The sequence below is a fragment of the Candidatus Woesearchaeota archaeon genome, from assembly GCA_030651135.1.
Taxonomy (GTDB): domain Archaea; phylum Nanobdellota; class Nanobdellia; order Woesearchaeales; family JACPBO01; genus JACPBO01.
The window spans coordinates 617,760-640,595 of the sequence record JAUSCS010000006.1 but is presented as its reverse complement, the minus strand read 5'-3'; the positions used below and the strand labels follow the sequence as shown (position 1 = coordinate 640,595).

The 22,836-nt window shown below is 37.7% G+C and carries 33 protein-coding genes, 2 tRNA genes and 2 pseudogenes; 25 read left to right on the top strand and 12 right to left on the bottom strand.

What is annotated here, in order from left to right; genetic code table 11:
• The first annotated feature begins 24 nt into the window (after positions 1-24).
• The 4 genes from Q7J54_03895 to Q7J54_03880 are packed head-to-tail and all read left to right on the top strand — an operon-like array spanning position 25 to position 2,209.
• Positions 25-522: a hypothetical protein gene (locus Q7J54_03895; GenBank protein MDO8740682.1), complete on the top strand. Its 498-nt coding sequence runs from the start codon at positions 25-27 to the stop codon at positions 520-522.
• Entirely contained in the window at positions 494-979 is a 486-nt protein-coding gene (locus Q7J54_03890; GenBank protein MDO8740681.1) for a hypothetical protein, read from the top strand. The genes Q7J54_03895 and Q7J54_03890 overlap by 29 nt, the downstream gene beginning before the upstream one ends.
• Complete coding sequence (gene minD, locus Q7J54_03885; protein ID MDO8740680.1) at positions 972-1,679, top strand: cell division ATPase MinD; 708 nt, start codon at positions 972-974, stop codon at positions 1,677-1,679. Before Q7J54_03890 ends, minD begins: the two co-directional genes overlap by 8 nt.
• A complete protein-coding gene (locus Q7J54_03880) occupies positions 1,676-2,209 on the top strand; it encodes a hypothetical protein (GenBank protein MDO8740679.1) in 534 nt (177 codons plus the stop codon). The genes minD and Q7J54_03880 overlap by 4 nt, the downstream gene beginning before the upstream one ends.
• 34 nt (positions 2,210-2,243) lie before the next feature.
• Here the strand turns inward: Q7J54_03880 and Q7J54_03875 are convergent, their stop codons facing one another.
• Positions 2,244-3,749, bottom strand: coding sequence for a cobalamin-dependent protein (locus Q7J54_03875; GenBank protein MDO8740678.1), 1,506 nt, complete (start codon positions 3,747-3,749; stop codon positions 2,244-2,246).
• A gap of 132 nt (positions 3,750-3,881) precedes the next feature.
• On the opposite strand from Q7J54_03875, the gene Q7J54_03870 reads away from it, so the two are divergent.
• The 12 genes and pseudogenes from Q7J54_03870 to Q7J54_03815 all read left to right on the top strand — a co-directional run bounded on the left by Q7J54_03870 (position 3,882) and on the right by Q7J54_03815 (position 9,583).
• Entirely contained in the window at positions 3,882-4,862 is a 981-nt protein-coding gene (locus Q7J54_03870) for an Lrp/AsnC family transcriptional regulator (protein ID MDO8740677.1), read from the top strand.
• Between the two features lie 48 nt (positions 4,863-4,910).
• Positions 4,911-4,981, top strand: a tRNA-His gene (locus Q7J54_03865).
• Between the two features lie 124 nt (positions 4,982-5,105).
• Positions 5,106-5,594 (top strand): 30S ribosomal protein S13, encoded by a 489-nt coding sequence (locus Q7J54_03860; protein MDO8740676.1) that lies wholly within the window; start codon positions 5,106-5,108, stop codon positions 5,592-5,594.
• A gap of 5 nt (positions 5,595-5,599) precedes the next feature.
• Positions 5,600-6,127: pseudogene (locus tag Q7J54_03855) on the top strand (30S ribosomal protein S4).
• A gap of 70 nt (positions 6,128-6,197) precedes the next feature.
• On the top strand, positions 6,198-6,704 hold the full coding sequence (locus Q7J54_03850; protein ID MDO8740675.1) for a 30S ribosomal protein S11: 507 nt from the start codon (positions 6,198-6,200) through the stop codon (positions 6,702-6,704).
• Positions 6,705-7,505, top strand: a complete 801-nt coding sequence (locus Q7J54_03845; GenBank protein ID MDO8740674.1) for a DNA-directed RNA polymerase subunit D — start codon at positions 6,705-6,707, stop codon at positions 7,503-7,505. It begins immediately after the preceding gene.
• Between the two features lie 23 nt (positions 7,506-7,528).
• Positions 7,529-7,612 (top strand) — tRNA-Leu (locus Q7J54_03840).
• A 15-nt stretch (positions 7,613-7,627) separates the two neighbouring features.
• Positions 7,628-7,987, top strand: coding sequence for a 50S ribosomal protein L18e (locus tag Q7J54_03835; GenBank protein MDO8740673.1), 360 nt, complete (start codon positions 7,628-7,630; stop codon positions 7,985-7,987).
• A gap of 1 nt (position 7,988) precedes the next feature.
• A complete protein-coding gene (locus Q7J54_03830) occupies positions 7,989-8,408 on the top strand; it encodes a 50S ribosomal protein L13 (GenBank protein ID MDO8740672.1) in 420 nt (139 codons plus the stop codon).
• A complete protein-coding gene (locus Q7J54_03825) occupies positions 8,405-8,800 on the top strand; it encodes a 30S ribosomal protein S9 (GenBank protein MDO8740671.1) in 396 nt (131 codons plus the stop codon). Before Q7J54_03830 ends, Q7J54_03825 begins: the two co-directional genes overlap by 4 nt.
• Before the next feature lie 6 nt (positions 8,801-8,806).
• Positions 8,807-9,004 (top strand): DNA-directed RNA polymerase subunit N, encoded by a 198-nt coding sequence (locus Q7J54_03820; protein ID MDO8740670.1) that lies wholly within the window; start codon positions 8,807-8,809, stop codon positions 9,002-9,004.
• Complete coding sequence (locus Q7J54_03815; protein MDO8740669.1) at positions 9,005-9,583, top strand: SAM-dependent methyltransferase; 579 nt, start codon at positions 9,005-9,007, stop codon at positions 9,581-9,583.
• A 7-nt stretch (positions 9,584-9,590) separates the two neighbouring features.
• On the opposite strand, the gene Q7J54_03810 is transcribed toward Q7J54_03815, so the two are convergent.
• Together Q7J54_03810 and Q7J54_03805 are read right to left on the bottom strand one after the other, a co-directional pair.
• Complete coding sequence (locus Q7J54_03810; GenBank protein MDO8740668.1) at positions 9,591-10,418, bottom strand: tyrosine-type recombinase/integrase; 828 nt, start codon at positions 10,416-10,418, stop codon at positions 9,591-9,593.
• Positions 10,419-10,589: 171 nt separating this feature from the next.
• The gene (locus Q7J54_03805; GenBank protein MDO8740667.1) at positions 10,590-11,156 is read right to left on the bottom strand and encodes an HTH domain-containing protein; all 567 of its coding nucleotides are present in this window, start codon (positions 11,154-11,156) and stop codon (positions 10,590-10,592) included.
• A gap of 174 nt (positions 11,157-11,330) precedes the next feature.
• Between Q7J54_03805 and Q7J54_03800 the strand changes: the two genes are divergently transcribed.
• The 5 genes from Q7J54_03800 (at position 11,331) to Q7J54_03780 (ending at position 14,450) form a co-directional block, all read left to right on the top strand.
• A complete protein-coding gene (locus tag Q7J54_03800; protein MDO8740666.1) occupies positions 11,331-11,909 on the top strand; it encodes a hypothetical protein in 579 nt (192 codons plus the stop codon).
• Between the two features lie 387 nt (positions 11,910-12,296).
• Positions 12,297-12,941 (top strand): METTL5 family protein, encoded by a 645-nt coding sequence (locus Q7J54_03795; protein ID MDO8740665.1) that lies wholly within the window; start codon positions 12,297-12,299, stop codon positions 12,939-12,941.
• Positions 12,942-12,990: 49 nt separating this feature from the next.
• Positions 12,991-13,269 (top strand): DNA-directed RNA polymerase subunit L, encoded by a 279-nt coding sequence (locus Q7J54_03790; protein ID MDO8740664.1) that lies wholly within the window; start codon positions 12,991-12,993, stop codon positions 13,267-13,269.
• A gap of 13 nt (positions 13,270-13,282) precedes the next feature.
• Complete coding sequence (locus tag Q7J54_03785; GenBank protein MDO8740663.1) at positions 13,283-13,873, top strand: TIGR00296 family protein; 591 nt, start codon at positions 13,283-13,285, stop codon at positions 13,871-13,873.
• Between the two features lie 73 nt (positions 13,874-13,946).
• Positions 13,947-14,450, top strand: a complete 504-nt coding sequence (locus Q7J54_03780; protein ID MDO8740662.1) for a hypothetical protein — start codon at positions 13,947-13,949, stop codon at positions 14,448-14,450.
• Between the two features lie 12 nt (positions 14,451-14,462).
• Here the strand turns inward: Q7J54_03780 and Q7J54_03775 are convergent, their stop codons facing one another.
• Both Q7J54_03775 and Q7J54_03770 read right to left on the bottom strand, forming a co-directional pair.
• Positions 14,463-15,230: a hypothetical protein gene (locus Q7J54_03775; GenBank protein ID MDO8740661.1), complete on the bottom strand. Its 768-nt coding sequence runs from the start codon at positions 15,228-15,230 to the stop codon at positions 14,463-14,465.
• Between the two features lie 132 nt (positions 15,231-15,362).
• Positions 15,363-15,659 (bottom strand): hypothetical protein, encoded by a 297-nt coding sequence (locus tag Q7J54_03770; protein MDO8740660.1) that lies wholly within the window; start codon positions 15,657-15,659, stop codon positions 15,363-15,365.
• Between the two features lie 184 nt (positions 15,660-15,843).
• Between Q7J54_03770 and Q7J54_03765 the strand changes: the two genes are divergently transcribed.
• From Q7J54_03765 to Q7J54_03750, 4 genes are all read left to right on the top strand, one after another.
• Positions 15,844-16,497, top strand: coding sequence for a 50S ribosomal protein L1 (locus tag Q7J54_03765; protein MDO8740659.1), 654 nt, complete (start codon positions 15,844-15,846; stop codon positions 16,495-16,497).
• Positions 16,497-17,531 (top strand): 50S ribosomal protein L10, encoded by a 1,035-nt coding sequence (rplJ, locus tag Q7J54_03760; protein MDO8740658.1) that lies wholly within the window; start codon positions 16,497-16,499, stop codon positions 17,529-17,531. Before Q7J54_03765 ends, rplJ begins: the two co-directional genes overlap by 1 nt.
• Positions 17,532-17,662: 131 nt before the next feature.
• Positions 17,663-17,962 carry a 50S ribosomal protein P1 gene (rpl12p, locus tag Q7J54_03755; GenBank protein ID MDO8740657.1) on the top strand — a complete coding sequence of 100 codons (300 nt, stop codon included), beginning with the start codon at positions 17,663-17,665 and terminating at the stop codon, positions 17,960-17,962.
• Between the two features lie 53 nt (positions 17,963-18,015).
• Positions 18,016-18,897, top strand: a complete 882-nt coding sequence (locus Q7J54_03750) for a hypothetical protein (protein MDO8740656.1) — start codon at positions 18,016-18,018, stop codon at positions 18,895-18,897.
• A 31-nt stretch (positions 18,898-18,928) separates the two neighbouring features.
• Here the strand turns inward: Q7J54_03750 and Q7J54_03745 are convergent, their stop codons facing one another.
• The 7 genes and pseudogenes from Q7J54_03745 to Q7J54_03715 all read right to left on the bottom strand — a co-directional run bounded on the left by Q7J54_03745 (position 18,929) and on the right by Q7J54_03715 (position 22,835).
• Positions 18,929-19,609: a nucleotidyl transferase AbiEii/AbiGii toxin family protein gene (locus tag Q7J54_03745; GenBank protein ID MDO8740655.1), complete on the bottom strand. Its 681-nt coding sequence runs from the start codon at positions 19,607-19,609 to the stop codon at positions 18,929-18,931.
• Complete coding sequence (locus Q7J54_03740) at positions 19,609-20,250, bottom strand: hypothetical protein (GenBank protein MDO8740654.1); 642 nt, start codon at positions 20,248-20,250, stop codon at positions 19,609-19,611. Before Q7J54_03740 ends, Q7J54_03745 begins: the two co-directional genes overlap by 1 nt.
• 591 nt (positions 20,251-20,841) lie before the next feature.
• A pseudogene (locus Q7J54_03735) lies at positions 20,842-20,991 on the bottom strand (30S ribosomal protein S27ae).
• 84 nt (positions 20,992-21,075) lie between these two features.
• Entirely contained in the window at positions 21,076-21,489 is a 414-nt protein-coding gene (locus Q7J54_03730) for a hypothetical protein (GenBank protein MDO8740653.1), read from the bottom strand.
• Between the two features lie 5 nt (positions 21,490-21,494).
• A complete protein-coding gene (gene spt4, locus Q7J54_03725) occupies positions 21,495-21,680 on the bottom strand; it encodes a transcription elongation factor subunit Spt4 (GenBank protein MDO8740652.1) in 186 nt (61 codons plus the stop codon).
• Positions 21,677-22,273, bottom strand: coding sequence for a DNA-directed RNA polymerase (locus Q7J54_03720; GenBank protein MDO8740651.1), 597 nt, complete (start codon positions 22,271-22,273; stop codon positions 21,677-21,679). Before Q7J54_03720 ends, spt4 begins: the two co-directional genes overlap by 4 nt.
• Positions 22,274-22,424: 151 nt before the next feature.
• Positions 22,425-22,835: an NUDIX hydrolase gene (locus tag Q7J54_03715; GenBank protein ID MDO8740650.1), complete on the bottom strand. Its 411-nt coding sequence runs from the start codon at positions 22,833-22,835 to the stop codon at positions 22,425-22,427.
• Between the last annotated feature and the right edge of the window lies 1 nt (position 22,836).

The window sequence follows — 22,836 nt, the reverse complement described above, 5'->3', positions numbered from 1 at the left end:
ACTTCTATAAAATAACTATGTAAAATGGAGCAATACGAGGAAGCCATCCAGAAGGCTAAAAAGAACATTGCAGTAGCTGATCATATGATATCGGTTACATATACTTTATTGAAGGATCCAAGGCTGCTTCTTTCGATCGTGGACAATGTTTTCCTGGCATTGACTTATTCAATGTCTGCCCTGCTTTATTATGAGAGGTTCTACAAGGCAATTCCGGCTTTTAACGACACATTCGGGCCAAAATTCATGCTATTCACAGAAAGGATGCAGAAATATGGAATAAGCAAGGATTATACTGCCATGATAAGAGAGGTAAAAGACATAATAGTGAGCCATAAAAAAAGCCCTGTTGAATTCATAAGAAAGGACAGGTTTGTCATATGCTCTGACAACTACAGGATGAACACCATATCGCTGGACAGCATAAAGAAATACGTAACAAAAACAAAGTTATTTATTCAAGTTATTGATACTATATTAAAAAAGAACGAAGATGAGCGAATACCTAGAATCTTTAGCTGAAGCAAAAGAGGAGCTTAAAAGGGTTGACCATTTAATATACGTAAGCCTGAAGTACACAAGGACAGTTGATGTCATAAAAAGCATAGTGGAGAGGATGATCAATGCCTTTGACTGTTCTATAAGAGCCGGCTTAGAATATGCAAAAGAGAAGAAGAAAATAAAGGCGATTCCGGCAAACGTTGTTGAGCGATGCAATGTTTTTCTAAATTTGTTCAAGTCAGAAGAGTATGAAAGCCTGAAGGATTATGTTGATTTTTACATTTTACTGAGGAAGATTGATAGGGCCCATTTTGAAAGGGCCAGAGAATTCAGAAGGCACGTCACAATGACTGCTTTTCTTGAAGAAGGAGAGATTGAGATTGACATTGACATAATAACCGAATACTATCATAAAATAAGAAAGTTCATAAGCATAATCGAAAGCATCATATATCCGCCCAAGGATGAAAATGACTAAGTTTGTTGCAATTGCTTCAGCAAAAGGAGGAGTGGGAAAAACAACTACCGCTATTAATCTCGGAGTAGCGCTCAGCAGTTATGGCAGGGATGTAACTCTTGTTGACGGCAATTTAACCAACCCAAATATCGGGTTATTTCTCGGGGTTCCGATTCTGGCGGCAACTTTGCACGATGTTCTGATCGGAAAAAAGCACATTTCTGAAGCAACATATCTTCATCCCAGCGGCTTGAAGCTTGTAACTGGCTCGCTTTCTTTTTCAAACATTGACGAGAATGCAAGCGGAAGATTAAAAGGCGCTTTAAGGGAGCTGAATGGAACAACTGAAATTGCGCTTATCGACACAGCTGCAACTTTGGGAAAGCACGCTGCTGACGCAATTAAAGCAGCGGATGAGTTAATTATTGTTACAAACCCGGATCTTCCGTCTGTGACAGATGCGCTTAAAACAATAAAATTAGCTGAGGAGAATGGCATTTCAACTATCGGCATTGTATTGAACAATGTTAAGAATGATGAAAATGAGATGAGCGCTGAGAATGTTGAATCAATTTTAGAGAAAACTGTAATTGGCATAATTCCCCATGATGACAATGTAAGAAAGGCTCTTTTTTTGAAGCATCCTGTTGCCTATATTGAGCCGAATGCGCCGGCTTCAGCTGCTTTCAGAAAACTTGCTGCACTTTTGGTGAGAAAATGAGCACACTGCAGCAAAGATTAAAGCAAAAGGGATGGTCTGATGCAGAGGTAGCAAGAGTTTCAAATGTATTCGGCAAAAAAGAGCTCAAAAGGGGAAAGTTTGTTTATTGGTTCTCCTTAGTTGTTGCGATAGTCGGCAATGGAATCTTGTCAGTTGTGCTTGTTCCTTTTCTTCTGACTTTAAAGGGTTTTTTTCTTTATGCAATAATCATAATGATCGGCATTGCTTTCGGCTCTTTGTTCAATCTTTTATTAAAGGATATTGAAACAGCTGATGAAAAGCAGCATGTAATTGCATGGGTTTTTATCCCGGCCATTGCGATCATCAACATTTATTTTATGACCGATATGGCAAATTACCTGATAAAGCTGCTTAAGCTGACTAATCCGCTGCAGGATCCTTTTTTTGTGAGCATTGTTTATGTATTCTCATTCAGCATACCTTATTTAATAGCCATGGCAAGAAGGCAGATGGAAAGATCAGAAGTTCCTAGAACTAGCTATAGTTATCCGCCGATTTCTCAGAGCTGATGAAGTTTAGAAAAATAAAGAAAAAAAGAAAAAATCATTTTGGGAATGAGCTTCCCCAAGGACCAGCAATCTCTTGTATTCTATTAAACTCTTGGTTTGCCTTTACTACTGCTGTTTCCACTTCTCTTATGCTCATGCTGGATGTTTTTGCATGTGGAACGAATATGGAGTAGCCTATCCAATCTTGGTGGTCAACAATGTCTTGACTAAATAACTGGTGGTTTCTTGTTCCAGGCAAATGTGAAACAGCGAATACTAAAGCTTGGTCTACGAAGCCGTCTTGTATGAGGTTTTTGTAGATGTTTATCTCGCCGTCTATATCTTCCTTGGTTTGCACATCTGTCCCATATATTCCGCTGGTGTAGATATATATTCCTGCTTCTCTTAGTCTTTTTAGCTGTTCTACATTTCCGGAATATGTTTTTGTTGCTGAGTTTGCTGCTTGTTTGACTTTGTAGTTTCTTGGATTGAAAGGCACGTACAATGAATTGCAGTTGCCGTTCTCAATTATTGCATCTGCTACTTTAACATCAAGGTCTTCTATTGCAATTCCTCCATTGTCCTGCCACTTAAAATCATACTTGTTTATAAGTTTTAAAACTTCAAAAAAGTATTCTTTGTTCCTAAGCAAGTCATCATCTTGGACTACAAGTTCTTCATATCCTGCTTGTTTCAATGATTTAAGCTGTTTGTCAACTTTGTCTAAACTTAGCGGGTCGTAACCGTAGTTTTTGCTTCCAGCCACACAATATTCGCATTTCTTTTTGCATCCTCTTGAAAACATTACATCAACATATTTTCTTCCTTGTGTATCTTGTGTGTGAGTTGCTGGCATTGGAAGCACTATGTTTTCAAGCAGTGTTGGATCCAAGGTTGAGAACTCATCCATTCTCATTCTCCTATATTCTCCCTTATTAACTAGCCTTCCATTTTCCATATAAGCAACGCCAGTTTCCGGAGTTTTTCCTTCGATAATTTCTTCAAGCACAAACTGACCGTCACCTTTCACGCAAAAACTTATAGCACCTTCAGAATCTTGCAATACTTTTTCAGCCATGTCTGTAGCATGAGCTCCTCCAGCAACAATTTTTATTTCTGGAAATTCTGACTTAATTAGTTTTGCAATTTTTATGGCTGAGCCGTGGTTGCATGAAGCAAATATTGATAATCCTATATACTCTGGATTCTCTTTTCTAATTCTATCTAAAATTTTTTCATTTGACAATCCTGTTCTGACTACTTGCCTTGAAACCCCACCTTCAAGTATTTGTGGAGAATATTTTTCAACAAATTGCCCAGCAGCCATTGTCTGCAAGTCAGTAGCTTTTTGTTTTTGGAAGTCTTCATAGCTTAGGCTAGAATTAACCATTACTCTTTGGCTTATTCCTTCAATTACTGTGTCAAATATGTTAACATCATAACCTCTCTCTTTAAGGTAGCTTGCAATATACCACGAGCCTATTGGCTGCGTAGTTCTGATTGGGTCAAAAACTGCATCTGTTTCCACTGGCGGTTTAATCAACATTATTTTTTTTGTCATTTCGAATTACCTCCTCTTTGTTAATTCTCACTTAATGGTAGTAATAATGTTAAACCAAATATATTAAACTTTTCTTTAAATTTTGACCAAAAATAGAAATATTTATATATAAAAGGGAATTAATGGTAATAAATGGACAATACTGAACCTATAAAGCTAGACAAGATCGACCGAAAAATACTCCTTGAGCTGGACAAGAACTGCAGGATTTCAGACACGCAACTGGCGAAGAAAGCGGGAAGGTCGAGAGAAGCTGTAAAATACAGAATCAAGCAATTGATTGAAAAAGGAATTATTGAGAAATTCATTACTTCGATAAACCATGCCAAGCTGGGAATATCATATTACAAGATATTCCTTCAATTAGAGAATATTCCTGAAGAAAAGGAAAAACTATTTGCTTATATAGGAAACCACAAAAAAATACCCTGGCACGGAATTTGCAGCGGTGTTTGGGATTACATTATTGGTGTTTCTGCAGAATCTTCTATGGAATTTGACAGGATTAAAAATGAAATCTTTACAAAGTTCAAGCATCTTATCATTAAGAAAGAGATAGGGCTGATGGTAGAAACAAAGCAGTATGTTAAGAAATATCTGACTGGAGGAATATATGATGTGAAATCCTTTGCAGGAGAGATTGTTCGCAATGAAATAGATGAATTAGACCAGAAAATATTAGACATCCTAGCAAACAATGCAAGAATCCCGATTGCGCATCTTGCAAAAGAGGCAAGCTCCAGCGTAAAAACCGTCAGCACCAGAATAAAAAATCTCGAGGAGAAAGGGATAATTATCGGCTACAGGATAAGTGTCGATATAAACAAATTAGGACTGGAGTTTTTTAAAATAATATTATACTATAGGTCAATAAGCCCTGAAGAAGAAAGAAAACTTCTCGAATATATCAAAAGGCTTCCCCAGTCCATTTATTATATAAAGATGATTGCGCCATGGGATGCAGAATTAGAAATGATTGTGAATAACTATCATGAATTAAACAAAATCGTAGATGACCTGAGGAAGGAATTCCATGAAATTATAAGAAACCATGAAACGGTTATAATACACCGCGAGAATTGGCTTCCGGCAATTGAGAAAGAAACAGCATAGAGTTTCTCAGTAAATTATTTAAAGCAAAGCAGTTTTTAAGTTCTTACGGCGGTCATAGTTCAATGGCAGAATAGAGGCCTGTGGAGCCTCGGAAGCGAGTTCGATTCTCGCTGATCGCCTGTTTTTTACGAAACGTTTTTAAATAAACCCTTATTCTACACTATTAAGCCCGAGTTTACTGGTGTAGGCGTTCATAGGGTTTAATTTAGCTTACATTATTCTCGGCCATAAGGTTTATGCAAAATGGAAGAAAAGCACGAATTCAGGTATCTTGTAAGAATCATGCAGACTGATCTCGACGGAAATAAGGCAATAGCCATGGCCATCAGAAAAATAAGAGGGGTTAATTTCATGCTTTCCAATGCCATATGCAGGATGGCAAATGTAGAAAAAACAAAAAAAGCAGGAGATCTTTCTGACGAGGATGTTTTAAAATTGGAAACTGTGATCAGGGATCCCCTGAAATTCAAAATTCCTGTATGGATGCTGAACAGAAGAAAAGACTATGAAACTGGCAGCGACATGCATTTATTTGCAGCTGATCTTGACTTTGCAAAAGGCAATGACATCAAAATATTGAAGAAGATAAAGAGCAGAAGGGGAATAAGGCATACTGCTGGATTGCCTTTGCGCGGACAGAGAACAAAATCAAACTTCAGAAGAACAAAAAGCAAGGGCAAGGGAACGCTTGGCGTCATTAAAAGATCGGGTGCCAAGCCCGGAAAGGTATAAGCAAAATGGGAGACCCTAAAAAACAAAGAAAGAAATATCATCCGCCGCGCCATCCATGGCAGGGCGCAAGAATAGATGAAGAGAATAAGATTGTTGGAGAATATGGGCTGAAGAACAAGAAAGAAATTTATAAAATGTCATCTGTTTTAAGCAATTTCGCTACACAAGCCAAGAAAATATCAGGGAATCCAAGCGAACAATCTGAGAAAGAAAAAAGCCTGCTGCTCAAAAGGCTTCATTTACTGGGCCTAATAGCGCAAAATGCCAGGCTGGAAGATGTTCTGGCGCTCACATTGAACAACATACTAGACAGAAGGCTTCAGACTTTCGTGCATAAAAAGGCATTGGCAAAAAGCATGAGGCAGGCAAAGCAGTTTATAACGCACGGCCACATCATTGTCGGAGATAAAAAAATAAGCGCGCCATCTTATCTTGTGCTGAGGGAAGAAGAAGACAAAATTTCATTTTCAACAAAAAGCCCTTTAATCAGCGAGGAGCATGCTGAAAGGGCAAAAACAGAAGGGAAAAAGAAAAAAGTTCATAAAGGAAGAGTAAGTGAAAGAAAATGGGGCGGCCGAGGAAGGCAGGAAAGAAGAAATAAAAATGACAAAACCACAAAGCGATTCTGAGGATAAACGCTCTCAAGCGCCGCAAAATGATGCTGAGAATGCAAAAGCGCCTTCTCGATCACAAGGCAGAGAGGAAGAAAGGCATTACAGAGAAGAAACTAGATGGGGAATTGCCCATATTTATTCCAGTTACAACAATACAATAATCCATATCACAGATATAACTGGCACGGAAACAATTGCGCTTACATCTGGCGGCCAGGTGGTCAAGTCAGACAGAATGGAAAGTTCGCCGACTGCTGCAATGATTGCCGCAAAGAAGGCTGCTGAGACTGCATTTGAAAAAGGAATCACAGGAATAAATGTTAAAATAAAAGCGCCTGGCGGGCATAACGGCCCTACAAATCCCGGGCCAGGAGCGCAAGCTGCCATAAGGGCATTGTCAAGAATGGGCCTAAGAATCGGCATAATAGAAGACGTCACGCCTATTCCGCATGATGGATGCAGGAAAAAAGGCGGAAAAAGAGGGAGGCGGGTTTAAATGGAAATAAGGCTATTGGAAAATGACAAGAAGAATTTTAAACTTTCATTTGTTATCAAGGATTCAACAGCTGCGATTGTCAATGCAGTCAGAAGAAATGCCATAAGCAAAGTTCTGACAATGGCAATTGAGGATGTGGAATTCAGAAAGAACTCGTCTGTTTTGTATGATGAAATTGTTGCGCACCGCCTGGGATTGATTCCACTGAAGACAGATTTGAAGTCATACACATTGCCAAGCAAGTGCAAATGCGAGGGCAAGGGATGCGCTCACTGCCAGTTAAAGCTTACATTAAAGGCAAAAGGGCCTGCTGTTGTTTATGCCTCTGACATCAAGTCAAAAGACCCGAAAGTTATCCCGGTTTATCCTGAAACTCCGATTGTAAAATTAACAAAGGGCCAGGAGCTGGAATTAGAAGCAACAGCTGTTCTGGGATCAGGAGAAGATCATATCAAATGGAGCCCTGGCCTGGTTTATTACAAGAACAAGCCTGTTGTTGAAATCATCAAGGATTGTGAAAACAAGGACGAAGTTTTTAAGGCCTGCCCATTAAAAATATTTGATCTAAAGGACGGAAAATTGACAATCAACAAAGACAATTTGATTAAATGCCACTTGTGCGAAGCGTGCATTGATATATGCAGGCCAAAAGGGGCAATAAAAATCGAGAAAAGCAATGATTTTATTTTTTATGTTGAATCATGGGGACAGTTAAGCGCGAAAGAAATTGTCGAGCAATCTTTGGACAGTTTCGATGATCAACTTGACGGTTTCACAGAGGCACTCAAAAAAGCAAAGTGACTCTCGCATTGCTCAGTAAATTTGCGGGAGTGCCGGAGCGGCCAAACGGGCTAGGTTGAGGGCCTAGTAGCTTAGTGCTTACGCGAGTTCGAATCTCGTCTCCCGCATTAAAGATAAAGAAAATGAAAACAGGACCGACAAACCAAATATTGAAAAAGCTCATAGAAGAGCTAAAGAGAATGAGCTATAAAGAAAAAGCCAAGATATGGCACAGAATAGCTGAAGAGCTGGAAAGCTCTGCAAGAAAAAGAAGAATAGTTAATTTATCAAAGATAGATCTTTATTCGAATGATAATGAAACTGTTATTGTTCCCGGAAAAGTGCTTGGCTCAGGGGATCTAATGCACAAGGTAAATATTGCTGCATGGCAGTTTTCAGAGTCTGCAATTGAAAAAATAAAGGCTTCAAAAAACAAATTTTTCACAATAAATGAAATAATGGAAAAAAATCCCAAGGGAAAGGATTTGAGGATAATAGGATAAAATGGAAAGGCTAATAGATGCAACTAATTTGATTTTGGGAAGAATGGCTACAATTGTAGCTAAAGCAGCATTATTAGGCGATACTGTAACAATAGTGAACTGCGAGAATGCTGTCATTTCAGGGGATAAGCATATGATTTTTGCAAATTACAAAAGATTGAGGGATATGGGAACGCATACAACAGGCCCTTTTTTGTATAGAATGCCTGACCGATTTGTAAAAAGAACAATAAGAGGCATGCTTCCTCATCAGCATCGCGGTCTGGCTGCTTTCAGAAGGATAAAATGCTATATCGGAGTTCCTGAAGAGCTGAAGAATAAGAAATTTGAGAGCGTTGAAAAGGCCAAAGCGGAAAGATTATCAATTTTAAAGCGCGTTAAAGTCAAGGATATATGCAGATTCCTTGGAGGAAAGGTATGAAAGCAATAAATTGCTCTGGGAAGAGAAAAAGGGCTGTTGCAAGGGTTACATTAAAGCAGGGAAGCGGCAAAATAAAGGTCAACAATGTTTCCATCGAGCTAATTCAGCCAGAGATTTCAAGGATGAAAATTATGGAGCCATTGATATTGGCGGGCGATACAGCCTCAAAGGTAGATATTAATGTAAATGTCAACGGAGGCGGAATTACAAGCCAGGCAGAAGCTGCAAGACTGGCAATAGGAAGGGCATTAGTGCAGTTTAATAAGCTGCTTGAGAAAGATTTTTTGGATTATGACAGGCAATTGCTTGTTGCAGATATCAGGAGAAAGGAAACGAGAAAGCCAAACAGGCACGGAAAAGCGCGTGCAAAAGTTCAAAAAAGCTACAGGTGATGTAAAATGATTATTCCAATAAGATGTTTCAGCTGCGGAAAGCCGGTTGCCCAATTGTGGGAATCTTTCCAGGAGCGAGTTTCAAAAGGAGAAAGCAGAAAAAAAGTTCTTGATGATCTTGGATTGGAGAGATACTGCTGCAGAGCATTGTTCTTGGGGCATATCGATCTTATCGATAAGATCGCGCCGTTTAAGAAATTTTAAATGCAACCTAAATTTGTCATCGAGCATCTGGAAAAAAAGCTGTATAAGTGGTGTTTTCTTGAATACGGGAATATAGCAAAGATTGTTGGAAAAGGCAACATAATATTTACAAATATAAAAAATAAAAAAGAGCTTTTAAAATTAAAAAAGCTCGGTAATGCCTGTAAAGAAAGTGTTTTTGATTTTAAATTTAATAAAAATAAAACGTGCGTTCTTGATCCAAACTCAAAGAAAACATTAACGCCTGCAATCGCAAGAAAATTTGATTATTTTATTTTTGGCGGCATACTTGGAAATTATCCTCCTGAAAAAAGAACAAAAAGATTGTTGACTGAAAAATTAAAATTTGAATCTTTCAATATCGGAAAAAAGCAGATGAGCACGGATAATGCTGTTTTGGCTGTAAAATTGATCATTGATGGCGTTCCGCTTGAGAAAATAAAGTTCAAGGACAACATAAAAATTAAAACCGGCAGGAATGAAGAAGTGATATTGCCTTATAGATATGTTGTTTTGAATGGGAAGATTTTTATTTCTGAAGAGCTGATTAAAAGTTTGAAAAATGGGAAGAAGTTTTGATTTAAATTCATAACCTGTCTAAGGGGCTTTTAACATTCTTGATTTGATCCTGGCTGATATGTGTGTAGATCCTTGTGGTTTCAAGATTTTCATGACCTAGGAGCTGCTGTATAACGAGCAGATTCTCTCCGCTTTCAAGCAGATGTGTGGCAAAACTGTGCCTCATCGTATGAGGAGTTACCTTTTTGTTTATTTTTGCCTTTTGGGCGGCCTTTTTTATTAAAAGCTGTATATTTCTGGCGGACATTGGCTTTTCTTCTGAAAACACATATTTGTTATTTGAATTCTTGCTTAGATGTTTTTTAAGTTGTTTGGATATAGAGTCTGCTATTTTAAACATTCTGTCTTTGCTTCCCTTGCCTTTTCTAACCCACCCTATGCTCTGCTCAAAATCAAGATCTTTTGGAGTCAGATTAACAAGCTCACTCACCCTTAAGCCAGAAGAATAAAGTAATTTTATAATCAACCTTGTTTTAGCAAAATCCGCCGCATTAATGAGCGCCTTAATCTCAGAAACTGAAAGAACAGTTGGCAACTTTTTCTCTTTTTTAGGGATCTCTAGTTTTACAAAAATATCTGGCCTTTCCACAACCCTTTTGAAAAAGAACCTTAGGCTTGAAACTGCCAGGGATCTGGATTTATTGCTGTACTTGTCAATGAGGTTTGCCAAGAAGGCCTTGCACTGATCTAGGCTTATAGATTCCACAGACTCAACTGATTCCAAAAATGGTTTTATAAAAAAGATGTAAGACTGTATTGTTCTTTGGCTGCAAGCTCTAAGCTTAAGCTCTGTTTTCAATTTTTCAATGTACTTGACTAGTTCCTCTTTTTGCATAATTTTATGTATAAAAACTACAAGTTTTTAAGCTTTTCGCCTAATCAGTATTAGGCGAAGTTCTCTTGAATGAATTGTGTTTTTATGAGGGAAAATGATTCAAGAATGTTTATGAATAAAACTTTTAATCAATGCTCAAATATTATATACGATAGAAAGTTTAATCTTTGCTTAAATGTTTTCAACAGAATTTTTATCCATAGTTTTTACCATAATTTTTGAAATTTCTGTGTTTATGCCAACAATGTTTTCTTTTGTCTGAAGCTGCCTGAAATCCAGATTCAGCTTAAGGAATGTTTCATTGTTCATGTATTTCTTAATAATCGGTATGCCTTTTTCGATCAGATTGCCGGTGTAATTTTGGACTAAAGCTTCTGAAATTGCGAGTTTTTGGGCAAGCGCCTTATAGCTTACCGGAGTGGCTTCTTCCAATATATATAACGCCAGGAACACTTCTTTCTCTTTTTCTGTAAGAGGCGTTATTTTGAACTCTATTTTCTGGGAAATCTCCTTGTTTTCCTTGCTTAATTGTTTTAAGAAAAGAGCAAATTCTTCAAGCTTTTCTTCAACCTTGTCCATGCGAGAATCGAGCTTGCAGATGTACTCGTAATTGGACTGTATTTCGTTTGTGTTGTCGTTTATGGATTCAAGGTGATCTTCAAACTCTTCTTTTATCGACTTAAAAGCTGCTTTCAGCTTCTTGTCCATATCTAACAATAATTCCCTCTTTTCAAACACTGTCTAACACCCCCGAATCATAAAAATGGGAGGGCGGTCATTTAAATAGTTTTCGATAGTACAAGGAAAAGCAATTTTCCAAAAAATATATATAGTTGCGATGCTCAATAAAATAAAAATGTTTTGAAAATCAAGATTTTCAAACCATTTATCCAAACTGGAGGTTTGTCTAAAATGTTCAATTTTTTCAGGAAAAAAGAGGATAACAGCATAAAAGAGGCTGTAAAGAATTCTTTTTTAAGCGTAAAGCGCGATGTGGTCAATGTCTGGGCATGGGTAAGGCATCTGAATGAGAAAGGGAATGCGCATGATCTTGAGATAAATGACTTGAGGAGCTCCATAACGCAGCAAAAGGTTGAGCAGGGCAAGATAATTGATGCATATTATGGCCTGCATAACAATCAAAAGGCGCTGATTGACAAGATAAGGGAATTGGACGAAAAAATAGCCTCGTTGGAAGTCAGAAAAGAAGTTGCACATAGCGGCTATAAACAGAGCTTCAAGGAAAAGGTTGTCAAAAAGCTCACAAAGAATTCCAAGGATTATGTCAAGTCTGTCATTGTTTCTTTGATACAGAAATATGAGAAAGTGAGCGCTTTGCAGTTGAGGGAGATTGTTGTTGATGAGCAAAAGCTGTGCAGCAAGAGCTCGTTTTACAGGATTCTGGAAGAGGTTGAGAGAGGCAGGGAAATTGGATTTATGAAGGATGGCAAGGAGAAATTGTACTTGTCAAAGATTAGTGTCAAAGCTTAAAAGTTTTAGTTGTTCTTAGTGGATTTTTCTCATTCCAGGCCTTATTTTCTGGGAATATGTGTTGGGACTATCTGGGATTGTGTGGGAATGTTTCTCGACTAAAAATGGCCAAAATTGGGACTATCTGGGACTGAACTGGGAATATATTGGGACTATTCTGGGACTATCTGGGAATATGCTGGGAATATCTCTCGACGATAAAGTGGTCAAAACTGGGACTATCTGGGAATATGCTGGGAATATACTGGGACTGTCCTGGGAATATGATTGATAATGAGTTTTTAGATGTTTTTTATGGTATTTTTGTTTGAGCTGTTTTAAAAATCTGAAGAGCAGATGATTGAAAAAATAAAAAAGATTAAATAGTGCTGGCTGATTGTTTTTGAAATGGAAGTAAGATCGAAATCAGGGCTGGCAATAGTGCTTTCCAAGCTTGAGGGCTTTAAACAGCCGAAAGTGATGGTTGAACAGTATGCCACAGACAGCGAGGTTGCAGCTGAATTCCTGTGGTTTTCAGCTATGAAAGGGGATTTAAAGCAGAAAGTGAGTGTTGATCTGGGCTGTGGAACAGGTATTTTGGGCATTGGCGCCTTGCTGCTGGGGGCCAAAAAGGTGTATTTTGTGGACTCTGATGCTGAAAGTGTGGGAATTGCTCAAAAAAACCTTAAAAATGCGGCAAAAATGGCTAAAAGTGAGAGTTCGCTGAGTGGCAGAGCGGTCTTTTTGCGCCAGGATATTGCGGATTTTAATGATAGAGTGGATGTGGTGTTTGAAAACCCGCCTTTTGGAACAAAAGAGAGGCATGCAGACAGGGTTTTTTTGGAGAAAGCTATGGAATTGGCTCCTGTTGTATATTCTTTGCATAAAAGTGAGAGCAAAGGCTTTGTAGATGCCCTTGCAAGGGATCATGGCTTCAGGGTTACGAATGTGCTTGATTTCGAGATGCCACTGAAAGCTACCATGAAAATGCATGAAAAGAGGATCTACAGGGTAAAAGTGAGCTTGTTCAGGCTGGAAAAGCAAAAAATCTAAAACAGTTAACTATTTAAACAAATGGCAATTCTTTTTATATGGTGAAATCATGGAAATAAAAGTTCTTGAAGAGAATAAAAACAAATTAATGATCGAGATTTCTGGAGAAGGCCATACGCTTTCAAATGCCCTTAGGGAAGAGCTGCAGAATGATAAAAGCGTGAAGATAGCAGGATATAACATAAGGCACCCTATGGTCGGAAAACCGAAGTTTATTGTCGAGACTGAAGGAAGAGAAACTGCAAGGGAAGCACTAGAGGAAGCTGCCAAAAGGTTGAAGAAAGAAGCGGATAAATTCAGGAATGCTGTTGATAAAGAATTAAAGTGAAATAAAGCCCAGCATGTTAAGCTTAAAAGATGGTGAAAAATTAGTAATGCTTGCAAGGAAAAGCATTCGTTCTCAGTTCTATAATGAAGATGTTAAGATCAGCGACATTACAAAGAAGAAGTTTTCTGAAAAACAGGGAGTGTTTGTAACGCTGAATATGCACGGCGAGTTAAGGGGATGCATTGGCTATCCTGAGCCTGTTCTGCCGCTTTACGAGGCAATAGTTGAAGCTGCCAAAAGCGCTGCTTTTCATGACCCAAGATTTGCATCATTGACTAAAGAGGAGTTTGAGAGCATTACAATTGAAATCAGTGTTTTGACAAAGCCGGAGCAGATAAAAGTGCTGAAGGCTGATGATTATTTGAAGTATGTGAAGATAGGAGAAGACGGCTTGATTGCGCAGGCTGGTTTTCATAATAGGGGATTGTTATTGCCTCAGGTGTTTACTGAGTACGAGGCTGATCCTGAGATGGCTCTTTCTATGACCTGCCAGAAAGCAGGATTAAGCTCTGATGCGTGGCGGAATCTTGATGTGAAAGTTTTCAAGTTCCAGGCGCAGATTTTTGCAGAAGAAGACGGGAAAGTTGTGGAGAAAAAGATTTAAGGTTTTATCGACGATAAAAGTAATGTAAAAATAAAGCGAAAAACATATATATTGCATAGTGCCCATATGCCTTATGATCATAAGGGTCAAGAAAAGGAAAAACAAAGCAGGAGAGGAGCTTTCTTATGCGTATCTTGTTGAGAACAAATGGACTTCTAAAGGGCCAAGGCAAACGGTAAGGGGATATTTGGGAAAGGTTTGTTTTTTTGACAAAAAGGAGCTGATGTTTAATGGCAATACCAAGAATATTGGATATAAAGAGCTTATTAAAGTGCTTGCAAAGTGGGAATTAAGAAAACACGGGTTTGATGAAAAAGAGGAGGTTTTTGCTTCAAACGGCATTTTTTTTGAAAATAATGAAATCTATAAAAAACAGGCAAATAAAAAGATAAGATGTGTTCTGGCTTTCAATGAAGGCTTTTTGTGCGATTTCACAATTAAAAGGCTACTGGATTTCAATGAAAAAGGCAGTGAAAAAGAAGTCGGACTGAAGCTGGCAAAATGCTTTGTAGAAGCAGGGATTGATGTGCCGAAGGATGTTTTTGTAGAGTGCTTTGAAAAGGTTTATGAGAAATAAGTAAAATTATCGTTATAAAACTTTTGACTCGACTGAATTCCTCGACCTATGAAGCACTAACGGAGGCCAGTTTTCCTGTTTTTTCACTTCATATGTATTAAGCATGTCAACAATCTCGTCATGAAATCTGTGTAATCTCTCCATTCGCACCCATTTTTCAGGGTATCTCTGGTCTAAAGTTTTACTTCCTCTTAAGTTGACTTCTATTAGCGATTGTGATGTAAGTCTTATGGGTTTGCCAAAAGTTTTGTGCTTTATTGCTGCAACATAAGCGCCTTGCGCATGCTTCTCTTTACTTTCAGTATCAGGATATAACAAAGGGCGTTCGTACTTTATTTCTCCCAAAGCAAAAGCATCATCTAATTTATTAAGCACTCCTGACGGCGCGTTAACATATGAAATGTTCTCTGTAGGCTCCAAATATGTTTTTATGTCAGCGGGGTTTCTTTTTAAAATACCTGCAATTTTTTTTGCCTGAGAACTTTGAAAGTATAACACAAGGTCGCAATATCTTGCATTTGGCCTCATGAGAAGATAGCCCCTTTGGCCTGCTCCACACTTTTCCCTAACCTGAGATAGTGAAGGGATAAGATCACTCTGCCCGAAAGCTGCAGCTTTATTGCCGATTACCAATACCCAACTCGTATTTGGGTCTGGCATAATTTCCTTCATCCACGGCCTGTTTTCTTTTGCAACTTTCTTGCATAAATCATCAAACTCAGGACCATTAAGCGCGTTATAAGAAGCTGTGCTTATTTTTGGCGGCTTAAATCTTACCATAAAGATACAATTTTACTGAAATTTATAAATCTTTTGATTACTTTACCACTAAAAAGTTTATATTTGCAGCGCATTTTTAAAAAGGCTTATAAAAAATAAAGAAATGATTAACAATATTACAAAAAAGTAGTTTTATTCTGGAGAATGATGATATTTTCTTAAATATCCTTCAAAAGAAGTTTTTATTGTTGGTTTTTGCTCCCTTTTCCATGCCACGTACTCGCCCAAGATTTCAATCGCTTTTTTAGGGCCGTATATTTTTCTTAATTGTTCTATTCTATTATAATTCTTATTTACTATTTTCCATGTATATTCAAAAAGTTCTTCATTCATAAACTGTTTTTCAACAATAAAACCTTTAGCTATGTCTTTAACTTTTAGTCTCCATTTTTTGTCTACATATACCCTATCATCAATTGTTCGAGTCATTTCGTTTAAGCCTCCTATCAATTAGTTAATCTATGCTACTATTTAAATCTTTCGGTTATTCACTACTAATTAAAGGTGACAATATGAAAACATAAAGCTTTATAAATAACCTGCAATTTCTTCTGCTCAAGGATGCCCGTCAACTAGTTGTCCGCAATGGACAATAGCAGGGCAGAGGTCAAGAATGGATCAAAAAGATGTATTGGAAGCATTAAAGAAGATAAAAGAAATTTCTACCAAGCGTAATTTCAACCAGACTTATGATTTAGTCATAACTTTAAAGGACATTGATCTTAAGAAGCAGGAAAACCATGTTGATTTCTTTGGGAATCTGCATCATAGCAGAGGGAAGAAGATCAAAGTATGCGCTTTTGCAGCGCCTGAGCTGAAAGATGAAGCTAAAGCAGTGTGCGACAATGTTGTGGATATTCTTGAGTTCCCAAAATATGCACAGGACAAGAAATTAACAAAAAAACTAGCGGATGAATTTGATTTTTTCATTGCCCAGGCAAATATAATGACACAAGTTGCATCGGCTTTTGGACGTATTTTAGGTCCAAAAAACAAGATGCCTAATCCTAAAGCAGGATGTGTTGTTCCGCCAAAGACAAATTTAAAGCCATTGTATGCGAATCTGCAGACTATGTTCAGGATTAGCATTAAAAAGGACCCGATGATGCAGATTGCAGTTGGAAAGGAAGATATGAAAGACGAGGAAATTGCGGATAATGTTGTCAGTGTTTATGACCAATTATTGCAGCATCTGCCTAATCAAAAGAATAACTTAAAAGCAGTTTACCTAAAGCTGACTATGGGAAAAGCTGTTAAGGTGGCGTGATGGAAGCGCATGTTTCAGATGATAAAAAGAAAATTGTTGATGAGCTAGCGAAGCTTATTTTGGAATATCCTATAATTGGGGCTGTAAATGTAGAGAACCTTCCAACTGCGCAGCTGCAGAAAATGAGAGGCCAGATGAGAGGCAATGTTGTCTTAAGAATTGCAAAAAGAAGGCTGATAAAGCTGGCAATTGAAAAGGTTAAAACTGAAAAAAAAGGCATTGAAGCATTAGAGCAGCAGCTCATCGGAATGCCTGCACTGCTTTTCACAAAAGACAATCCTTTTTCATTATTCGGAAATCTGAAGAAGAACAAATCAAAGGCAGCAGCAAAGCCGGGGCAGACTGCACCAGCAGATATTGTGATTGAAGCCGGGCCAACACCATTTTCACCAGGTCCGATAATAAGCGAGCTGACTATGGCGGGATTGAAGACTGGAGTTGAAGGCGGAAAGGTAGCAATAAAGCTGGAAAAGGTTGTTGTAAAGAAAGGCCAGGTTATAGATGCAAAGATGGCAAGCCTGCTTTCAAAGTTTGGAAAAGAGCCAATGGAGATCGGCTTGGATCTGGTTGCTGCTTATGAAAACGGAATTGTGTTCAATAAAGATGTGCTGAATTTTGATGAAGAGAAGTTTATGATTGATGTCAGCGAAGGAGCAAGGTATGCAATTAATCTTGCGATTGAGATTGGATTCCCGACAAAAGAAACTATTGAGATAATGATAAGCAAGGCGTATCTGGAAAGCAAGGCTTTGGCTGCTGAGCAGAAAATAGAAGTTGATGCAAAACCAAGTGAAAAGAAAGAGAAAATTGAGGAAGCAGAAGAAACAAAAAAACACGAGGAAGTGAAGGAAGCCAAAGAAGAAAAAATAGAAACTAAACAGGAAGTTAAAGACGAAAAAACCTCTGACGAGGTACTGAAAACCGAAGAAGTAAAAGATAAAGATTACAAGGAAAAGAAAGATCAAAAAGAGGTTGCAGATATTGTAGAAAAATTAAAAAAAGGCGAATTTGACAGAAGCAAAAAATATGCTTAAGCTTTAAATTTAAACTGAAAAAAGTTGAAAAATAGAAATTTTTCAACTTTTTTGGTATATTGGAAATTGAGAGTTCAATAAGAAATTTGTTACTTAATTTCCAATAAAACAAAAATACGGAGGAAGGTAAAATGGAATATGTGTATGCGGCAATGCTGATCCATAAAGCGGGAGGCAAAATTAATGAAGCCAGCTTGAAGAAAGTGCTGGAAGCTGCTGGTGTAAAAGCAGATGAAACTCGCGTAAGGGCATTAGTGGCTGCTCTTGAAGGAGTAAATATAGACGAGGCAATCAAGAAATCTGCTGTTATGCAGAGTGCAGCTCCTGCTGCTGTGGAAGCAAAAGCTGAGAAGAAGGAAGAGAAATCAGCAGAAGATGAGAAGAAAAGCGAAGAGCAAGCTGCTGCCGGTTTAGGCGCCTTGTTCGGCTAAATTTTTTGTTTTTTTTATTTCAATAATAACAACAAATAGTGTGCGTGAGTGGAATGCAAGAAGATAATAATAAATTATTTAAAGAATATGACGAGCTGAAAAAAGAAATAATGGCATTAAGGCTTCAATTGAACAGCATTGACGCTGAAAAAGAAGCCGCCTTTGGCAAAAAGGGTGCCGTAACAAAAGAGATTTCTGATCTTATTAAAAAGGTAAAAGAGCTGAAGATAAAAAGAGATGACCTGACAAAGCAGGTTAAGTCTTCTAAAGAGAAGAGAAAAGAGCTAAATGATGTAATTGTCAAAAAGATAGAGGATGTTAAAAAAGTAAATTCTGAGAAAGAATCTTTTTTAAAAAAATTCGGATTAAAGGAAGCTCCTTCAAGAGTAAAAGAGGAGATTGACAGACTGGAGATGAGCATTGAAACCAGCGGGATGTCCTTTGAAAAAGAAAAAGAGACTATGAAGGTGATAAAGAACCTGAAAAAGAGGTATGATGAAACAAAAGAGATAAATGCCCTGTTTGAAAAGTCAAGAAGCATGTCAAAAGAGATTGACAAGCTGAAGGATGAAGCTGAGGAAGTGCATCAAAAAGTGCAGAAGGATGCTGCTGAAAGCCAGAGGAGCCATGAAGAGATGCTTGAATTAAGCAAGAAAGTAGATGAATTAAAGCCAAAGGAAGAGGATGCTTATAAGAACTTCTTTGAATTGAAGCAGAAATTTTCTGAAGTCAATAATTCCCTGAAAGAAAAGCTTGGGAAACTGAATGAAGCAGCGCAAAAGCTTGGCGTTGAGAAAGAAAGGGGAAGGTCAGAGAGAAGAGGCAGGGAAGAGAATATACTGAGGAGCAAAGAAGAAGATGTCATGGACAAGATCAGGAAAGGTGGGAAATTAACCACAGAGGATTTGATCGTGTTCCAGGGGATGAAAGAGTAAAGGAATAAAGTTTCATGCAGGGTTAATTTGTTTACAAGTTTCTTATTTTCTCAACTATTTTTTTAAATGTTTTGTCATCAACCTTTCCAAAAACTCCTTGAAGGCTGTCTCTAAACTCTTTACTGATTGCATATTCTTTAAATTCAGCTAATTTGTTTTGCAATCTATATTTTTTAAGTTCAGATAAAATAAACCCCATATTAATGTCTCTTTCCAAGAGCATAAAAATGTCCCTCAAATCTGATTTTCTGCTTGCAGCCAATTTCATTATGACTAAAATTTCAGGATCAGCAATCCTTAGCTCAATCTTTACAGGATTTGCTTTTCCAACTAATACTCTTATTTTTGAATTATTAAAAATCCATTCTGCCGGGAATTTAAGTTTGGTATCTCTATCGATTACATTTCCAATCATTACATTTCCAATCATTACATCAAATGGTATGGCGTAAGCTTCTATGTTCTTTGCAAGGCATAAAAAATCTCCGCTATAAGTAATATCAGGGTTAATCTCTTTCTCTTTATAGCCTTCTTGCTCCAATACTTTCTTTATTTTTCCAGCATCTTCTTTATTCAAAACAACCAAATCACAATCAACTGAAAATCTTGGCTGCGCGTAGGTATTTATGGCATAACCGCCTATAAGCACGAAATTAAGGCCCTTTAATTTTTCTAACATCCTTAATATTTCTTTTTCTCTTAGCTCCAGCATCACATTGCCTCCCTTGCTTTTTCAAGCAATTCTTTTTTTACTTTAATTTTTAGATTAAATTTTTGCTTTAAATAAGCCAAAGGATACTCAAACAATGAGTTGCCCTGGCAGAATTTAACTGCAGCATCTAAATTCTCGACTGGAAATCCATTATGCACAGAACATCTTAATTTTTTTTGCGGCTCTAATATGATGAATTCCCCAATAAAGCTGCCTTCTTTAATAAAGAAGGGAATTCCCTCTTTTGACAAGAATTCTTTCCAATAATTTAAATCTTGTTCTTTTATTTTTATAAAATAAGGGCTGTGCTCCCAGCTTCTCTGGATGTAGGAAAAATCAGTCCAGATCTCTACAGCGCTCATCCTGCCATAGCAATATTCTTTTTTAGAGGTTTTTAATATGCCCGGCACTTTAAACGAAAATAATGAGTTGAATATTGTTTTTGGATCTGTGCAAACATATGTTCTTCTTGACTTTTTTATTATCCATCCTGAATTTAATAAAACTGAGAAAATCTTTTTTCTCATTGAAAAGCTGACTATCCAATTTAAATTATCCTGGCTAAACTCTTCTTCTGCGCCATACCTTGTGTATAACAAGCCGTATGCCCTTAAGGCATATTTTGGTATTTCTTTTGTCATATTAGATACCTATTTGGTAACTTATATATAAATCTTTTGTTTTTGGTTACCTATTTGGTAACTATTAGAAAAGTGAGAAATCAATCACCGATTATCTGATTTTGTTCCAAGGGGATAAAAGAGTAATTGATTTTATTTTTTGATTTTTTCTTCTAACTTGTCAAAAACCACCCATCACAGATGGGTGGCATGTCGCTGCAGTTACATGCATCAGGTGGTTAATTGGAAATGTTCACATTTCCAATTTGCTCAAAAATGCAAACATTTTTGACATTTGAGCATGCTCGGAAATATACCGCATAGCGAAATACACAGCATGGTGTTATCCATCAGTCATAGACTGATGGTATATTTCCGACATATTAACTGCTTCTTTCCAGTACTCAGGAGTTATTTTCAGATTTTTATCTTCACCGGAGTTTTCACCTCCCATAAGACCTTCTTGTATTGAATAATTTTTGAGAGCTTTATTGACACAATAAAAGACAGGCTCTGCTAATGCATTGCAATGGATAGCAAGGAAGTAGCAGATTCCTATAGGAGTTACTTTGAAGGCTCATGGAAGCTGGCTAAAACAGAATAGAATTTGTTTTATTTCTTTGTAAACTCAGTATACCCGCAGCTGCCGCATGTTGTCCTGTCTTTATGAATCGCCATGAAATAGCCTGATCCGCATTTAGGGCAGAACTTGTTTTTTCTTTTTCCGGATTCGTAATATTTCCATGCCTTTGAGGGAACTTTATTTTTAGCCTTTTGCTTTTTCCCTTCTGATCTGACTTTGGGTTCTTTTTTGACTTCTTTCTTTTCTTCTGCCATTTTGTTGCCTTATTTCTTTGCCTCTTCTGCAGGTTTTTCTTTAAGTTCTGGTTTTTTTGTTTCTTCTTTTGGCTTTTCTGGTTGTTTCTCTTTAGTTTTTTCTTTTGGTTCTTGCTCTGCTGTCTTTTCTTCTGCTTTATCTGCTTTCTTTCCTGTCTGCCTGTTCAGAATATATTTTGGCTCTGCTTTTTCCAAATCTTCTTTTTTGCTGTATGCTGTTGCTTCAACAACTGCGCGATTAAAGCCGAATTTTGTAAGGATATTTTTTACTATTACAAGCGATTCTTCTTTTTTTAATTGTGATGCAAGCGCTTTCCTGATTTCAGGGATTGAAGGTGTTTTGCCCTCGTATAAAAGCTGCGCTTTTATTTCTGTTCTTGAAAAAAACGTATTTTGCTTCTGCTCTGTTATCTTAAGTTCCATTGATTTCACCTTAACTTGATTGCGTATTCGCCTTTTGCTTCAAGGCCGATTTTCTTTGCTATTGATGATTTTTTTGGGTCAAGAATGTAGATCCTGCCCTGCCATGTATTTGAAAACTGGCTGCCCTTGCATATTGGGCAAGTGCTGTCTTCAACAAATATCTTGCATTGCCTGCATGCTTTTTTTTTCATTTTGCCTTCTTCTTTTCTGCTGGTTTTTTCTCTTTTTCTGGCTCTTCTGCCGGAGCTTTTTTCAATTCTTCTGCCAGCCATTCAATTTTTCCCAATCCAGGCTGCCTCATGGTAAGCCCGATTTTAGGGTTTGTAACATCCTTAAATGAAACTGCTATTATCCTTGCCCTGCAGTTATCGCCTACTTTCAATGTTCTTTTTGAATCCTTGCCCTGCAGGACTTTGTCCTTGCTGAAGCTTACGAAATCGTCCATTGTCTGTGAAACGTGAATCATGCCCTCTATCGGGCCGATGGTTATGAAAGCGCCGAAATCCGCTACATCCTTTATTTTGCCCAGAACAACTTCCTGCAGCTCGGGCTTGAATGCTATAAGGCTGAATGATGTTTCATAATAAGCAGCGCCATCGCCTGGGATGATTGTGCCTTCCTTTACGTCGCCTATGTCGAAGACATCTATTATAACACCCAGATCTTTGTCTATAAAGCCCTCGTACTTCTTCTTCACTCTCTTTGTGATTGCTTCCTTCAGCGGCAATCCAAATAAGTCAGGCGGAACTCTTATATGGTCTGCTAGCTCTAGTTTGTAAAACATTTTAGAATAGATATTAAGGAGATGTTTTTAAAGCTTACGTTTTTTGCACAAAAAACAAAGTTCTAAAAGTGAAACTTTTCTTTGCTTTTGGTTTTTCAGAGGGGAAAGCCAAAAGCTTGAAACCCAGAGGTTTTCATTGCTTGCGGTTTTTTCATTGCTTAAACGGATCAAAGTTCTGCTTCAGCAGGTTCTGTATTGGCATGAAAAGCGGCTGAGGCAGCTTGCCCCATTCAAACCATCCCCATTTTTCAAGGTTTTCAGGCTCCATAATCCTGACTTCGCCAAAAGCATATTCAGAAACTACAAATACTGTAACATAGTGCTTTCCCTCTTTTTTAAAAATGTCATCGGTAACTGTTCCGATTCTTATGTTTTTGATATTAATGCCTGTTTCCTCCTGAACTTCCCGCCTGGCGCAGTCTTCTATTTGTTCGTTAAACTCCAGATGCCCTCCGGGAAAACACCATGAGCCCTGGCCATGGGCATTTTTTCTTCTGCCTAAAAGAACCTTGTTATCCTTGATTACAATAACTCCGACCCCTATTTTGGGCATATTATCCATT